General features: G+C 55.9%; 15 protein-coding genes. 3 read left to right on the top strand and 12 right to left on the bottom strand.

Annotated features, from left to right (window positions below):
• Positions 1-67: 67 nt before the first annotated feature.
• Positions 68-835 carry a triose-phosphate isomerase gene (tpiA, locus tag E3U32_RS02795; RefSeq protein ID WP_010436926.1) on the top strand — a complete coding sequence of 256 codons (768 nt, stop codon included), beginning with the start codon at positions 68-70 and terminating at the stop codon, positions 833-835.
• A gap of 47 nt (positions 836-882) precedes the next feature.
• Here tpiA and E3U32_RS02800 read toward each other — a convergent pair whose 3' ends face one another.
• The 6 genes from E3U32_RS02800 to cpxP form a co-directional block, all read right to left on the bottom strand.
• Entirely contained in the window at positions 883-2,187 is a 1,305-nt protein-coding gene (locus tag E3U32_RS02800) for an SLC13 family permease (protein WP_134347559.1), read from the bottom strand.
• Positions 2,188-2,260: 73 nt separating this feature from the next.
• Positions 2,261-3,004 carry a CDP-diacylglycerol diphosphatase gene (locus tag E3U32_RS02805; protein WP_134347560.1) on the bottom strand — a complete coding sequence of 248 codons (744 nt, stop codon included), beginning with the start codon at positions 3,002-3,004 and terminating at the stop codon, positions 2,261-2,263.
• A gap of 107 nt (positions 3,005-3,111) precedes the next feature.
• Positions 3,112-4,101: a sulfate ABC transporter substrate-binding protein gene (locus tag E3U32_RS02810; RefSeq protein ID WP_134347561.1), complete on the bottom strand. Its 990-nt coding sequence runs from the start codon at positions 4,099-4,101 to the stop codon at positions 3,112-3,114.
• A 217-nt stretch (positions 4,102-4,318) separates the two neighbouring features.
• Complete coding sequence (gene pfkA, locus E3U32_RS02815) at positions 4,319-5,281, bottom strand: 6-phosphofructokinase (RefSeq protein WP_134347562.1); 963 nt, start codon at positions 5,279-5,281, stop codon at positions 4,319-4,321.
• Positions 5,282-5,455: 174 nt separating this feature from the next.
• Positions 5,456-6,349, bottom strand: a complete 894-nt coding sequence (gene fieF / locus E3U32_RS02820; protein WP_134347563.1) for a CDF family cation-efflux transporter FieF — start codon at positions 6,347-6,349, stop codon at positions 5,456-5,458.
• Positions 6,350-6,502: 153 nt separating this feature from the next.
• Entirely contained in the window at positions 6,503-7,009 is a 507-nt protein-coding gene (gene cpxP / locus E3U32_RS02825) for a cell-envelope stress modulator CpxP (RefSeq protein WP_134347564.1), read from the bottom strand.
• 150 nt (positions 7,010-7,159) lie between these two features.
• Between cpxP and cpxR the strand changes: the two genes are divergently transcribed.
• The gene (gene cpxR, locus E3U32_RS02830) at positions 7,160-7,858 is read left to right on the top strand and encodes an envelope stress response regulator transcription factor CpxR (RefSeq protein ID WP_006179159.1); all 699 of its coding nucleotides are present in this window, start codon (positions 7,160-7,162) and stop codon (positions 7,856-7,858) included.
• Positions 7,855-9,228 (top strand): envelope stress sensor histidine kinase CpxA, encoded by a 1,374-nt coding sequence (gene cpxA / locus E3U32_RS02835; RefSeq protein ID WP_023309731.1) that lies wholly within the window; start codon positions 7,855-7,857, stop codon positions 9,226-9,228. The genes cpxR and cpxA overlap by 4 nt, the downstream gene beginning before the upstream one ends.
• A 52-nt stretch (positions 9,229-9,280) precedes the next feature.
• Here the strand turns inward: cpxA and yiiM are convergent, their stop codons facing one another.
• The 6 genes from yiiM to E3U32_RS02865 all read right to left on the bottom strand — a co-directional run bounded on the left by yiiM (position 9,281) and on the right by E3U32_RS02865 (position 15,908).
• Positions 9,281-9,955, bottom strand: a complete 675-nt coding sequence (yiiM, locus tag E3U32_RS02840; RefSeq protein ID WP_435659338.1) for a 6-hydroxyaminopurine reductase — start codon at positions 9,953-9,955, stop codon at positions 9,281-9,283.
• 70 nt (positions 9,956-10,025) lie between these two features.
• Positions 10,026-10,646: a superoxide dismutase [Mn] gene (gene sodA / locus E3U32_RS02845; protein WP_004203668.1), complete on the bottom strand. Its 621-nt coding sequence runs from the start codon at positions 10,644-10,646 to the stop codon at positions 10,026-10,028.
• 162 nt (positions 10,647-10,808) lie between these two features.
• Positions 10,809-12,074 (bottom strand): MFS transporter, encoded by a 1,266-nt coding sequence (locus E3U32_RS02850; protein ID WP_134347566.1) that lies wholly within the window; start codon positions 12,072-12,074, stop codon positions 10,809-10,811.
• Positions 12,075-12,118: 44 nt separating this feature from the next.
• The gene (locus tag E3U32_RS02855) at positions 12,119-14,242 is read right to left on the bottom strand and encodes an alpha-galactosidase (RefSeq protein WP_134347567.1); all 2,124 of its coding nucleotides are present in this window, start codon (positions 14,240-14,242) and stop codon (positions 12,119-12,121) included.
• 104 nt (positions 14,243-14,346) lie between these two features.
• On the bottom strand, positions 14,347-15,342 hold the full coding sequence (locus E3U32_RS02860; protein ID WP_134347568.1) for a LacI family DNA-binding transcriptional regulator: 996 nt from the start codon (positions 15,340-15,342) through the stop codon (positions 14,347-14,349).
• Between the two features lie 17 nt (positions 15,343-15,359).
• Entirely contained in the window at positions 15,360-15,908 is a 549-nt protein-coding gene (locus tag E3U32_RS02865) for a helix-turn-helix domain-containing protein (protein ID WP_134347569.1), read from the bottom strand.
• Positions 15,909-15,943: the final 35 nt, after the last annotated feature.

Genomic DNA, 15,943 nt, shown 5'->3' on the forward strand with positions numbered 1-15,943 from the left:
CACAGACCATGCTGCCCGTCAGGGTGGCCATATTCCTTAATTCGCTTATTTAGCGTGGAGAATTGAAATGCGACATCCTTTAGTGATGGGTAACTGGAAACTGAACGGCAGCCGCCACATGGTAAACGAACTGGTTGCGAACCTGCGTAAAGAGCTGGCTGGCGTGACAGGCTGCGCGGTTGCTATCGCTCCGCCGGATATGTACCTGGATCTGGCTAAACACGCCGCTGACGGCAGCCATATCGTGCTGGGCGCGCAAAACGTTGACGTTAACCTGTCTGGCGCATTCACCGGTGAAACCTCCGCTGAAATGCTGAAAGATATCGGCGCGAAATACATCATCATCGGCCACTCTGAGCGTCGCACCTACCACAAAGAATCCGACGAGTTCATCGCGAAGAAATTCGCTGTGCTGAAAGAGCAGGGTCTGATCCCGGTTCTGTGCATCGGTGAAACCGAAGCAGAAAACGAAGCAGGCAAAACCGAAGAAGTGTGCGCACGTCAGATCGACGCGGTGCTGAAAACCCAGGGCGCGGCAGCGTTCGAAGGCGCGGTCATCGCATACGAGCCAGTTTGGGCGATCGGTACCGGTAAATCTGCAACCCCTGCGCAGGCGCAGGCGGTTCACAAATTCATCCGCGACCACATTGCTAAAGCAGACGCGAAAGTGGCTGAGCAGGTTATCATCCAGTACGGCGGTTCCGTAAACGCAGCAAACGCTGCTGAGCTGTTCACCCAGCCAGACATCGATGGCGCGCTGGTTGGCGGTGCATCCCTGAAAGCTGACGCTTTCGCGGTGATCGTTAAAGCAGCAGAAGCGGCTAAACAGGCGTAATGCTGTTGTGGCGGGTGGCGCTTGCGCTTACCCGCCCTACAAAACCGCTACAAACGGCCTAATACGCTAAACCACACATAATCCAGCGGCAGCAACACCAGATAGGTTGCAATCGCCAGCGCCAGACAGAGCACCATCCCCGCCTTCGCAGGCACCTTCCCTAAGCCCATCGCCACGACAATCGGTGACGCCTGATAGGGCAGCAGCGGTGTGGAATAGCCCAGCACCTGAATCATGATCACCGACAGCAGCGGGAAACCGGTCGCATCCGAAAAACTCTGTGCCAGGGTGGTATACAGCGCCGGAACGCCGTTGGCGGTCATAATGAAGTTGAGGGCTGTGGTAATACCGGTCAGCGCCAGGAAACTGGTGAATGGCCTGTCTGCATCCAGCGGCATAATGCGGAGCAACGCCTCGCCCACCGCCGTTCCAATTCCGGTTTGCGTTACGACGATCGCCAGCCCAAGAATACCTGCAACATAGATACAGGTACGCATATTCACCCCCGCAGAAAACTCTTCTCCGGTGATAAAGCCAACGCGCGGCAACATAACGATGACCGATGCCGCCAGCCCCGTCCACGCGGGCCCCACGCCGTGCCAGCTCTCCGTCACCCACATCCCCAATACCACCGCCAGCAGCCAGGCAAGACGCTTCTCATCCCGCCCCATGGGTTCAGATGGCACCAGTTCCTTCGGTGGTTTAGGGCTACCGGGAAAAAGCCAGCAGATCAGGCCAATCAGAATCAGGCCTTTAAGAATACCCAGCACCGGCGTGTGCAGCAGCAGATACGGGACATAGTTCAGATGGATGCCGTACGAGCCTTCCGCCGCACCGCTCATGACCAGGTTAGGGACGTTAGCAGGCAGGATAGTCGCCGAGAGCTGGAAAGTCCCGAACCCCACCGCCAGCGCCAGACCAAACCAGGCGCGGGAGCCGTCGGGTATACCGGCACGTTTAGCCATCGCGGCGACAATCGGCATCAACAGTGCAATACGTCCCATATTCGACGGCATCACAAACGCCAGCGCATAGCTCAGCAGCACCACGCTCGCCACCATCAATACCCAGGAGTCGGTGAGCTTTGCGGACAGGGCCCGGGCGGCCCTGTCGGCCAGTCCGGTTTTACGGATCGCCACGCCGAGCACAAAACCGCTGAATACCAGCCAGAAAGCCGACGAGGCAAACCCGCCGAAGATCGCCTCAGGAGGAGCGATTTTCGCGGTCATCGCCGCCGTGAAGAACAGCAGCGCGGTGATAAATTCCGGTAGTAGCGACGTCGCCCATAGCACGATGGTAACGCCAACGATCAATGAAGGCAGCAGCAGAGGATACGTTAACCAGAGCGACATACCTGTCTCCTGTAGAATTTTTCAGCAAGTCTACGGCGACAGGCAGGACGAGTAAACGCTATTTATAGTGGGGTCACTTCAGGATATCGCATTGATGATCCTGCAATTCCTCAGCCGACGCGCGGTTCAACATCAGCAGGTTGCGCTCGGTCGCCAGCAAAACAAACGAACCATCCGACTGCTGCGCCATCGCCAGCGCGAAGCGCCCCATATGGTCGCGCGCTTCCGGCAGCTCTTCTGCCAGCATCATAAACGGGCTGCGCTGGACCAGTTCATTCTCTGTTACCCGACGAGCAAGATATTCATGCCCTTCCAGCCCGCCCGGGAGCGGTAGCCACTGGGTAGTGATTTCGCCCTGAGCCGCATTGAGCTTCTCACGCACGTCCGGGCGCAGGCAGGAAATGTGAATATGGAAATGGTTCTGCGAACGGCCTGTCGGGGAATTGATCGTCAGTGAAATCGCACTGTCAGGCACCTCGGATCCACGCTTCAGGGTCATAAAGCTTCGCGACTGCCAGGCCAGCCAGAAAAAGTTCGGCGTATGAGATTCGGTCAAAAGCGGACTTTCGGTACCGTTAATTCGGTAGGTTGGCATCAGCAAATACTGCAGCGGCCCGTTGCGATCTTTAAACACCACATAGCCTGCATCCGTTTTCACCTGCGCACACGGCGCCGGGTTACGGTTCTGGATCTGATTCGGCACACACTGGTCGAGAACGATATGTCGCAACGCATTCGGATTACCCGCTTTCATCCAGTACCCGCCGCCTGCGGCAAGGGCGATGACAATCAGGAGCAATAAGATAATTTTTTTCACAACGCGTTCCCTGTTTTCAATAGAGGCAAAAGAGTAACGCAAAATGATGACCAAATAAAAAACCCGGCGGATTTCTCACGCCGGGTCACCGTGTCATTGGCTAAGGGTTAGCGCTGGCTGATCTGGTCGAAGGTGCCACCGTTGGAGAAGTGCTCTTTCTGCGCTTTCGTCCAGCCGCCGAACTCGTCATCAATGGTGAAGAGCTTCAGTTTAGGGAAGACGCTTTCGTATTTCTTCGCAACCGCCGGATCCCGTGGACGATAGAAGTTTTTCGCCGCAATTTCCTGGCCTTCTGGCGAGTAGAGATATTTCAGGTACGCTTCCGCCACCGCTTTGGTGTCTTTTTTCTCAACCACTTTGTCGACCACGGAAACAGTCGGCTCGGCAAGAATAGACTCGCTCGGGGTGACAATCTCAAACTTGTCTTTGCCCAGTTCGTTAGTGGCCAGCAGGGCTTCGTTTTCCCATGCGATCAGCACGTCGCCAATCCCGCGCTCTACGAAGGTGTTGGTGGCGCCACGCGCGCCGGAGTCGAGCACCTCAACGTTTTTATACAGCGCTTTCACAAATTCCTGCGCTTTGGCCTGGTCGCCATTGTTGTGATGCAGCGCGTAGCCCCATGCGCCCAGGTAGTTCCAGCGAGCGCCGCCAGAGCTTTTCGGGTTAGGCGTAATGACTGACACGCCTGGTTTAACCAGGTCATTCCAGTCATGGATCTGTTTCGGGTTGCCTTTACGTACCAGGAAAACAATGGTCGAGGTGTATGGCGCGGAGTTATCCGGCAGACGTTTGATCCAGTTTTTGTCGATGCGGCCACGCTCGGCGATAGCGTCAACATCGTAGGCCAACGCCAGGGTCACCACGTCGGCTTCAATACCGTTGATGACGGAGGTCGCCTGCTTACCAGAACCACCGTGAGACTGGCGAACCACAACATTGTCGCCGGTTTCCTGCTTCCAGTGTGCCGCAAACGCTTTGTTGTATTGCTCATACAGTTCACGCGTCGGGTCGTATGACACGTTCAGTAACTGGATGTCCTTAGCCAGAACGCTGGTCGATGCCAGCAATAATGTAAAACCCACGCCCCATTTATTCATCGCCCAGCTCTCTTGTGTAGTGTTTTGATGAATGCAGCGTGCCAGAAAGCGAATCGAGGATTAAAGAATAAAAAAAGATTGGCTATAACTTTGAGGAATAAAAAGGCAAACTCTGCGGACAAAAAAGCCCGGTGGCGCTTCGCTTACCGGGCCTACGAACCGTGCTTTTGTAGGCCGGGTAAGGCGAAGCCGCCACCCGGCACAATACAAACGCCGATCAATACAGTTTTTTCGCGCAGTCCAGCCAGTCACCTTTGAACGGACGCTTCATGCTTTCAATGGCGTCGATGATGTCATGGTGAACCAGTTTTTCGTTCTGAATACCGACGCAACGACCGCCATGGCCTTGCAGCAGCAGATCGATAGCATACGCACCCATACGGGATGCCAGGATACGGTCGTACGGGCCAGGAGAGCCACCGCGCTGGATGTGACCCAGAACGGTCGCACGGGTTTCACGTTTGGTTTCAGCTTCGATGTACTTCGCCAGCTCGTCAACGTCACAGATGTGCTCGGTGATAGCAACGATCGCGTGTTTTTTACCTTTCGCGATGCCCGCTTTGATTTCAGCCACCAGATCTTCACGGCTAAATTCGACTTCCGGCACGACGATAAATTCGCAACCGCCCGCAATGGCTGCCGCCAGAGTCAGGTCGCCACAGTAACGGCCCATCACTTCTACGATAGAGATACGCTGGTGAGAAGACGAGGTGTCACGCAGACGGTCAATCGCTTCAACAACGGTTCCCAGCGCAGTAAAGAAGCCGATAGTGTAGTCAGTACCTTTAATGTCGTTGTCGATAGTACCTGGCAGACCGATGCACGGGAAGCCCATTTCGGTCAGACGTTTTGCACCCATATAGGAACCGTCACCACCGATAACCACCAGGGCATCCAGGCCGCGTTTCTTCATGTTTTCGATAGCCACTTCACGAACGTGTTCATCACGGAATTCCGGGAAGCGCGCAGAACCGAGGAAAGTACCGCCACGGTTGATCATGTCAGACACGCTGTAACGGTCTAGCTGAACCATACGATCTTCATACAGGCCCAGATAACCGTCATAAACGCCAAAAACTTCCAGGCCTTCCGTCAACGCTGCACGGACAACACCACGAATTGCCGCGTTCATGCCCGGCGCATCACCGCCGCTTGTCAACACACCGATTTTCTTAATCATGACTACCTCTGAACTTAGGAATGCAAAATTGAAATCTGTTGCCGGAAGAAATTTATCGGCCAACGAATACTGCAAATAGTATATCAATCCCTTCCAGCTGAATTGATTCAGGTCAGACCAAATGGCGGTAATTTATACACAAAATGCTGGCCTGGCTCACTTTTTTACAACGAATTACGAAAGCCCAACATGTCCGGATACAACCGAGCAGGGATCCTGGTGAATGATGACGTCTGAACCAGGAAAACGCTGCAAAATCGCCTGCTCGACCTGCTCAGCAATAACGTGAGCCTGAACCAGTGGCAGGTTGTCTTCCATTTCAATATGAATCTGAATAAAGCGGGTCGGCCCTGACTGCCGCGTTCGAAGATCGTGTGCACCGCTGACGCCAGGCCAGGAGGTCACGATAGAAAAAATTTCATTGCGTTCCGAGTCCGGGAGGGCGCGGTCAAGCAGTGATTGCACCGCTTCGTACCCCATCCGCAGGGCGCTATATAAAATATAGATACCAATCCCTAACGCAAACAACGCATCGGCCCGATGCCAGCCATACCAGGCCAGACCGAGCGCAATAAGAATTGCCCCATTCATCATAACATCAGATTGATAATGAAGCATATCCGCCCGTACAGCCTGGCTTTGCGTTTTGCGAACGACCCAGCGCTGGAACGTTACCAGAACAAGTGTGCATATAAGTGCAACGATCGTCACAATCACGCCCACGCCGGGATCGTTCATTGGTGTCGGCGAGACGAGATGCTGAATGCCGGTTAAAAACAGGAACAGCGCAGAACCAGAAATGAACATACTTTGCGCCAGCGCGGCCAGCGATTCCGCTTTGCCATGCCCAAACGTGTGCTCTTCATCTGCCGGCTGCAGCGAGTAACGCACCACCAGCAGGTTGGTCAGCGAGGCGGCAATGTCCACCAGCGAGTCCACCAGCGCCGCCAGAATACTGACCGAGCCGGTATACCACCACGCGAAAACCTTGATGACCAGCAAGCACGACGCCATTACCGTCGCGGCCATTGCGGCCCGGCTTACCAGTCTTCCATAGGATTGATTCATAAACGCTCCTGTCATGTCATGCCGCTAGTATAACGGATGCTTGAGGAGTCAAAGGATGAATAAACGGTTAACAAACCTGAATGAAGGGCAAAAAAAACCCCCACATCATGTGGGGGAAGACAGGGATGGTGTCTATGGCAAGGAAAACAGGGTTTACTGGTTACTACGGGTACTGCTATTGCTACTGAAAAACGTCGTTTCTGAGCTTCGCTGCATCCGTGCAACCTCACGCAGCTGGTCCATTCGCTGCTGATGTTTGGTGTTCAAAACCGCTTGCTGCTCGGGCGTTAGCAGGTGGAACATCTGGTTGCGGACCTTCGCCATCTCTACCTGGCGGGCAACCTGTTCCTGTGCCATTTTTTCGGCCTGAGCGCGAACAGCGCTTTCGTCAAAATTTTCTGCGGTGACAAGGCGATGCATTGTCTCCATTTCGCTAACATTAACAGGGGGCTGGTCGTGTCGTGCCCTCTGCATCAGATCTCGCATCTGTTGACGCTGATGTTCGGTTAAACTTATGCCGTCAAACATATGGCTTTGGCTACTGTGCTGCGTTGCGCCCTCTTGCGAGGAACCGTTATCGCTGATGATAGCTACAGCAGCCTGGCTAAACGCACTGAACGCCAGCGTTGAGGCCATGACGGCAGCGGTAACTTTGCGCATCACTTGCTCCCAAAATCTTTCGTGTCGCGATTCAACGAGAGACAGTCTACGATTCAGGCTGCAAACATGCGTCAGGGGGTGTAAAACAACGTAAAGTCATGGATTAGACAGCCTTGATGTCGTAATTTCTGCCTCGGAGGTATTTAAACAATGAATAAAATCCTGTTAGTTGATGATGACCGAGAGCTCACATCCCTTTTAAAGGAGTTGCTCGACATGGAAGGTTTCAACGTCCTGGTTGCCCATGATGGCGAGCAGGCGCTGAGTCTCCTTGACGACAGCATCGATTTACTTTTGCTCGACGTCATGATGCCAAAGAAGAACGGTATCGATACGTTGAAAGAGCTTCGCCAGACACACCAGACTCCCGTTATCATGCTGACCGCGCGCGGCAGCGAACTTGACCGCGTACTCGGCCTTGAGCTGGGCGCGGATGACTATTTACCCAAACCGTTTAATGACCGTGAACTGGTTGCCCGTATTCGCGCTATCCTGCGACGTTCCCACTGGAGCGAGCAGCAGCAAAATACCGACAATAGCTCACCAACCCTTGAAGTCGACTCCCTGAGCCTGAACCCGGGCCGCCAGGAAGCGAGCTTCGACGGCCAGACGCTGGAACTGACCGGTACGGAGTTCACCCTGCTTTATCTGCTGGCGCAGCACCTCGGCCAGGTGGTATCGCGTGAACATTTAAGTCAGGAAGTGCTGGGTAAACGCCTCACCCCGTTTGACCGCGCCATCGACATGCACATCTCGAACCTACGCCGTAAGCTGCCGGAGCGTAAAGACGGTCACCCATGGTTTAAAACCCTGCGTGGTCGTGGTTATCTGATGGTTTCCGCTTCATGATAGGAAGCTTAACCGCCCGCATCTTCGCCATCTTCTGGCTGACGCTGGCACTGGTTTTAATGCTCGTACTGATGTTGCCAAAACTCGACTCACGCCAGATGACGGAGCTTCTCGACAGCGAGCAACGTCAGGGCGTGATGATCGAGCAGCACGTGGAAGCCGAGCTGGCAAACGATCCACCGAACGATCTGATGTGGTGGCGCAGGCTGTTTCGCGCTATCGACAAGTGGGCGCCTCCCGGGCAGCGTCTTTTGCTGGTCACCAGCGAAGGTCGCGTGATTGGGGCCGATCGCAACGAGATGCAGATCATCCGCAACTTTATTGGCCAGGCGGATAACGCCGATCACCCCCAGAAGAAGAAATATGGCCGCGTAGAGATGGTGGGGCCTTTCTCCGTCAGGGACGGGGAGGATAATTATCAACTCTACCTGATTCGTCCGGCGAGCAATTCCCAGTCCGACTTCATCAACCTGCTGTTTGACCGCCCTCTCCTGCTGTTGATTGTCACCATGCTGGTCAGTTCCCCGCTGCTGTTATGGCTGGCGTGGAGCCTGGCAAAACCGGCACGTAAGCTGAAAAATGCCGCCGATGAAGTCGCTCAGGGTAACCTGCGACAACACCCTGAACTGGAAGCCGGACCGCAGGAGTTCCTTGCCGCCGGGACCAGTTTTAACCAGATGGTGAGCGCGCTCGATCGGATGATGACGGCGCAGCAACGCCTGCTGTCGGATATCTCGCACGAGCTGCGCACCCCGCTCACGCGCTTGCAGCTTGGCACCGCGCTGTTGCGTCGCCGCAGCGGTGAGAGCAAGGAGCTGGAGCGTATTGAAACGGAAGCTCACCGCCTGGACAGCATGATCAACGACCTGCTGGTCATGTCGCGTAATCAGCAGAAAAACGCGCTGGTCAGCGAAACGGTGAAAGCCAATCATCTGTGGCATGAAGTGCTGGATAACGCGGCGTTCGAAGCGGAACAGATGGGCAAATCGTTTACCGTCAACTTCCCGCCGGGGCCATGGCCGCTGTACGGTAACCCCAACACGCTGGAAAGCGCGCTGGAGAATATCGTGCGTAACGCCCTGCGCTACTCGCATACGAAGATTGAGGTGGCGTTCTCGGTGGATAAAGACGGGATCACCGTTATTGTCGATGACGACGGTCCTGGCGTGAGCCCGGAAGATCGCGAGCAGATTTTCCGTCCGTTCTACCGCACCGACGAAGCGCGCGACCGCGAGTCTGGCGGGACGGGACTGGGTCTGGCGATTGTTGAAACCGCCATGCAGCAGCACCGCGGCTGGGTGAAAGCCGATGACAGCCCGCTGGGCGGGTTGCGGTTAACGCTGTGGCTGCCGTTGTATAAGCGTTCGTAGACGTATGTGCCGGGTGGCGGCTTCGCCTTACCCGGCCTACTTTCCACGGACACTATTTCCCCCACAATCTCCGTGAATTATCCTCGATTTTGCCGCTTAAACGCCTCTTCTGCATGGTTCTTGTCCAGCTGGTCGACAACCCAGCCGCCGACAGCAGGTGGTGATATTGTTCGTCGTCGAACGGCATATGCCAGGCAATAGCGCAGGCCTCATAGACGGAGACATCGCTCAGGCGCGACGCCAGCTCAAGCGGCGCATCCGCAGATACCTGCCCTGCCAGCACAACGCGATACAGCCAGCCGGTCTTACCGGCATTTTGCAGCTGCTCGGACATATCGCTGATGCCGAAATGGAAGTTGAGCTTGAAGCACGGCGAGCGTGGCTGCGTCACCTGAATCAGGGCATCGCCCCAGCGGTAGATGTCACCAATAAACACGTTCTTTTCGGTCAGCCCTTCGGTGGAAAGGTTCTCGCCAAACGCGGGGGCGACGAAGAGGTCCGCCTGCTCGGGGAACTCAGTTTTCCAGTGCAGATAGTGTTCGCGCGGGTAGTGGCACAGCGCGCGCTCCGGCCCGCCGTGGATTTTCTTTTCGGCCTGCTCGTCACCCGCAAGCCCGAGGTCGGTTAACGTCAGCTCACCGTCGACCTGAATTTTGGCGATGGCGCTCGGGCGGCTGCCGTCGTATTCCCTTACCTTGCCTGTAAATACATTCACCGGATAATGCATCGCTGCTCCTTTCTGCAGATACAAAAAAAGCGAGTCATCAGACTCGCTTCTCACAGGCGTCAATGCAACCTTATTTTTTAGCGGCGAAACGCGCTGCTGCTTCGTCCCAGTTCACTACGTCCCAGAAGGCTTTGATGTAGTCCGGGCGACGGTTCTGGAATTTCAGGTAGTAAGCGTGTTCCCACACGTCCAGACCCAGGATTGGGAAACCGGATGCGCCAGAAATAGCTTCACCCATCAGCGGGGAGTCCTGGTTAGCGGTAGACACCACGGCCAGTTTGTCACCTTTCAGTACCAGCCACGCCCAGCCAGAGCCGAAACGGGTTGCAGCGGCTTTTTCGAATTCCGCTTTGAAGTTATCTACGGAACCGAAGTCGCGCTCGATAGCCGCTTTCAGGTCGCCCTGCAGGGTGGTACCAGTTTTCAGGCCTTTCCAGAACAGGCTGTGGTTAGCGTGACCGCCCGCGTTGTTGCGCAGAACGGTTTTCTTGTCCGCTGGCAGCTGGTCCAGCTTGGTGATCAGCTCTTCAGCAGACAGGTTAGCGAACTCAGGCAGGCTTTCCAGCGCGGCGTTCGCGTTGTTCACATAGGTCTGGTGGTGTTTAGTGTGATGGATTTCCATCGTCTGCTTGTCGAAATGCGGTTCCAGTGCGTCGTAGGCATACGGCAGGGATGGCAGTGTATAACTCATAATCCTCTCCATTATTGTCGGGCGGCACAGCTGTTAATGCCGCGTAAGCAGTTGGTTCATTATAGTTAATTAAATGATATTGAAAATGATTATCAATGCCTTAGTTTTTATAAGGTTATTCATTTTCTGACCAAAGCTAAAATGGTGAATAGGTTCAGGACGTTAATGGACTTCTACTGCCTTATTGCCTGCCGCAATCTCACGCCTGCTGCTCAGCGTAAACGCTGACACCACCGTAATCGCCAGCACGAAACAGCCCAGCATCAGATATGTCTCCTGAAAGCCGATCCTGTCATACATATTTCCGGCAAAGGCAGAAAGGAAAATCGCCGCCGACTGTTTGGTAAACTGGAAGCCAATCAGGTAGATAGTGGCCGACAGACGGGTATCAAACACCCCGGTGATGTATTTGAATGCCCCCACCAGCAGGAACGGCACCTCCAGCGCATGCAGCATCTTCAGGGCAATCACTTCTACAGCGGTGGTGGCAAATGACGAGCCGATAATACGCGTCGCCATAATCACCCCGGCGATCAGCAGCGTGTTTTTCGCGCCGATACGGTTAATGATCCACGGCGAGCAGAACATGATGATGGCATTACAAATTTCCCCCGCCGTCGTCGCAAAGCCAAAAGCACGGGTGCCCTCCTGCGGCGTGGCGAAGAAAGTTTTGAAGAAGGTGGCAAACTGCTGGTCGAAGACGTCATAGACGCAGGCCACGCCAATCACGTACAGAATAAACATCCACATTCTGCGCTGGCGAAACAGGTTAAAGACGGTTCTGGCAGTGATCTGCGGTTGGTTGGCGCCCAGGGCGTTCATCACCTGCGCCGTCTGGTTTGGCTTCGGCTTCGCGACCACCAGCAGCAGCATCAACAACAGCGCCGCCCCCGATCCCATCCAGAAGACATATGACGGATCGATGCCGAACAAGATGCCCCCCGTTGAGGCGCACAGCCCCCAGCCAAGACAGCCGAACATGCGCGCCTTGCCGTATTCAAAGAAGCTGTTGCGGCTCACGCGTTCGATATAGGCCTCAATCGCCCCCGAACCCGCCGAGAAAACGAAGCCGATATACAACCCGCCGCTCAGCGCGCCCAGCCAGATACTGGTTTTCAGCAATGGCGCGAAGACGTACAGGAAGAACGGCGCGAACAGAAACAGCAACACCGAGATTATCCAAAGCAGGTGTTTTTTCAGCCCCAGCTTGTCCGAAATTACCCCCAGCACCGGCTGGAAGGCGATAGCCGACAGCGAGATGCAGGAGAAAACAATCCCGGTATGGGTTTTGTTCAGGCCAATGATGTCCGACAGCCAGATTGGCAGGAACGGAAAGCAGGTGGCCATGATGAAGAAGTAGAGAAAGAAGAACAGCCCGAAAATCCAGAAGTTAGGGTTGTCTTTGTGGGTACAGGTTGTTGTGTTCATTATTTTTATCCTCAACGGAGGGCCGGGTCTCCGGCCCGTCACCCTTACACGCGTTCCACGCCAATCAGAATGGCGGTTTCCGGATCCAGAATCGGCAGCGCAATACCTGCCTGCATCAGCCACTCACCGCTCACCGTTTGCGGCTCGTTCATCCACGCCGGCAGCTTGCGCATGGTGTGCCCACCCTCTCCCGTAATCTGAATATTCGGGTGATCGAGCAGCGTGATACGGTACTGCGCGCTGGCTTCTAACCCCGGCATGCGCAGCGGCATCATCAGGGTGTAATCCGGCATCGCGAGCTGGCTGATCATAAACAGCCCGTACGACTTATCTTCGCTCACTATCCCCTGCGCCAGCGTGGTGGCGTCCGGCATATCCACGCGCCACTGGGTACCGCGGTGGATCACCTCACGCCACTGCTTGTGCAGCGCGGCATAATGGCGATACCCCTCGCGCTCCTTCTCATCAACGGTGAGTGGATCCAGCTCCAGCCCCATATGGCCAAACAGTGCCGTCAGACCTCGGAATTCAATGCTGTGCTGGCGGAAAGTGGCATGGCATTTATGATGACCGATATGCGCGCCCATCACCTCCGGCGGGAAGAAGTAACTCATTCCGCGCTGAATGGTGCTGCGCTCCAGCGCGTCGTTATTGTCGGACGCCCAGAAGCGGTGGCTGCGGGTCAGGACCTCATAATCAATACGCCCGCCGCCAGAAGAGCAGGATTCGAATTCGATGTGCGGGAAGCGTTCGCCCAGCACGTCTAACAGACGATAAAACTGGCGCGTCTGGGCGTCGGCAGCCGCTTTGCCGTTGTGTCCAGGCTGCACCAGCTCGCGGTTCATGTCCCATTTCACGTAGTCGACCGCATGCTCGCCCAGCAGCCAGCTCATGCGCTCGACCAGGTAATCAAAGGCTTCCGGGATGTTGAGGTTGAGCACCAGCTGATGTCGCCCGGTCGCCTGCGCGTAGCCCGGCAGCGCCAGAACCCAGTCAGGATGCGCGCGATACAAATCAGAATCCGGGTTAATCATCTCCGGCTCAACCCAGATGCCAAACTCCATGCCGAGCTGTTTAACGTGATTAATCACTGGCGTCAGGCCGTTCGGGTATTTTTTCTCGTCCAGATACCAGTCACCCAGCGCGGCATGATCGTCGTTGCGGCCTTTGAACCAGCCGTCGTCAATGATAAAGCGCTCCACGCCCAGCGCTGCGGCCTCGTCGGCCATGCGCATGATGTAGTCCGGATCGTGGTTGAAATAAATCCCCTCCCAGGTGTTGAGGTGCACCGGGCGCGGTTTGTTTTTCGGGAAGCGAATGATGTTGTCGCGCAGATAGCGGTGGAACTGCTGGCTCATGCCATTCAGCCCGTGCGCGGAGTAGCTTGCATACAGGCGCGGCGTCCAGAGCGTTTCGCCCTCTTCAATCGCCATTTCACCCGGCAGGTAGAGTGCTTCGGCCTGTATATAACGGCGGCCATCGGTTTTCGCTTCCGCGCGCAGGCGGTGGTTGCCGCTCCAGCCCAAATGCACGCCCCAGACGTCGCCCTGCATTTCGCTGAACGAAGGCGTACCTGAAATCAGCGCCGGGAAGTGTTCGTGGGAGGTTTTGCCCCGGCGGTTTTCAATTACAAAGCTGTCGTGCTCGAGCGTCACGCGGTGTGGCTGAAATTCACGGATCCAGCGTCCATGGAAGGCCAGCACCTCCCGCGCGCGCTCGGCCACCGGCAGCGTGACGGCGAAACGGTCCACCTGCCACGCCTGCGACTTCAGGTTGGTTAAGCCGTGACGCACCGCCAGCACGCCGCTGGCATCCAGTGCCAGTTCGCTGGTCAGACGCAGGCCCGCATACTCATCTTCTGCGGTAATCGTCAGGGTTTGCCCCTGCTGGCGTACGTCTGTGGTGGTGAAGACAGGAGAGCCGTCCAGCCCCTGACGATGGCCCTCAATACCGGGCGACCCAAACAGGCCATGCCCCAGCTCAGCCATCAGCGTGACCGGAGAATCAACATCCAGCCTGCCGTTAGCCACCGGACGTGCGAGCGTAGCCGCATTCTGTGGCGAAAAGTACTGAAGGTGCGGCCCCCAGTAGAGAATTTCGGCGAATGGGTGGGTTTTGATTACCACGTCTACCGTGTTGCTTTCGAGTCGTAAAACGGAATCTTGCATCAGACCTCTCCTGTTATCGGGACGATCTGAGTGTTGATCCGAAACGTTTCGGATACAAACCAAAACGTTTCGGATATGTGATCGGGTTTATAATTTTGCGGTATTTAGGCCGTCTGGCCTGGAGAGAATTCTGGCTGCCAGAGCACCTGAAGCCGTTCAATGTCGTCGCCGTTAATCAGCTGGCGCACCATATCGGCAATCTGTTTCCCGACGCCCTCACGGGTGGACTGGATCACCGCCGCAACGTCGATATCAACAATGCTGTCCTGCGGTAAGCCGTCGTAGACCACCAGTGAGACGGCATTTTCGCCAGTAAGGCGTCCCATCTGCGCCAGCGCCATTGCCGCGCCGTCGCCGTGGGTGTTGCAGTCGGTAATGATGGCCGTGGGGGGCTGCGGCAAAGAGAGCAGCTCTTTCGTGGTGGCATACCCCACGCGGCGCGAAGGGGGCATGGCGCGCAGCCACTCGCTGGACAGCCCGGCTTCCCGTAACGCGTCCAGATAGCCCTGACGACGCTGGGTGATGAATGCCTGATTATTGCTTTCGCCCAGTAGCGCAATGCGCTGATGACCTTTCTCGATCAGCCAGCGAGTGGCGTGATACGTGCCGGCATAGTTGTCGAAATCGAACCACGCATACGGCTGCGGCAGATGGCTGCGTCCGAGCGCCAGGAATGGGAATCCGGCGGCCTGCAGTTGCTCAAGACGCGGATCGTGATCCAGCGTATGCGCCACAATCAGTGCATCCACGCGCCGGCTTTGCACCATGCGCATATAGCTGTGCTTGTCAGCCAGATCGTCATCGGCAATCAACAGCAAGTCTATTTCATGTCGCGCCAGTTCGTGGCTAATTTCGCCGACCATGTCCATAAAAACGCTGTTATTGAGCGGAACAGGATGCACGGGGAAAACGAGCCCAACGGCGTCAATTTTGCCCATCTTCAGGCGGCGGGCAAATGTATTTGGTCGATAGCCACGGCGCTGGGCCTCAGCTTCCACGCGTGCGCGCGTCTCGGCGGAGACATCATCATACCCGTTGAGCGCGCGGCTGACGGTGGTAACAGACAGCCCCAGTTCTTTAGCAATGGCTTTAAGCGACATGATTTTCCGTATCTTCGTTAATTTTGTTCTGCCACCAGCAGCGCGTGCGTATCGGGCTCCAGCGCCTTAAAGATATGCGGCCGATCGGCGGGGTAACAAATGTAATCTCCCGGACCAAGCTCTTCCGCGGCGTCGACCAGGCCGACCATCGCCCGCCCCTGCGTCACAATAATGTGTTCAACCGAGCCGGGCGGGTGCGGCTGGGAAATACGGTCGGCCCCTGGTTGAGTCAGCAGCAGATAAATATCACGACGCGCGCCCGGTGGACATGCTGCCAGTAAAATAGCTTCATAATTAGCCTGCCCGGCGACCACTTTCGTCCCTTCACCGCGGCGGATCACCTGCGTGGTCGGGAGCTGCGGCTCAAGCAAGCGAGCGAAAGGAATATCCAGCGCCACGCAAAGCGACCACAGCGTTTCCAGGCTAGGGTTACCGTTGCCGGACTCCAGCTGAGAAAGCGTGGATTTAGCGATCCCGGCACGACGGGCGATTTCCGCCAGTGAAAGTCCGGTTCGCAGGCGTTCTCGCACCAGACTTTTAGCGATCAGGCTGATTGGCTGCGTCATGTAACGGCCTCTTGTTCTATAAATCGAACGAATCG

The organism is Lelliottia nimipressuralis (assembly GCF_004402045.1).
In the GTDB taxonomy this organism is placed as follows: domain Bacteria; phylum Pseudomonadota; class Gammaproteobacteria; order Enterobacterales; family Enterobacteriaceae; genus Enterobacter; species Enterobacter chinensis.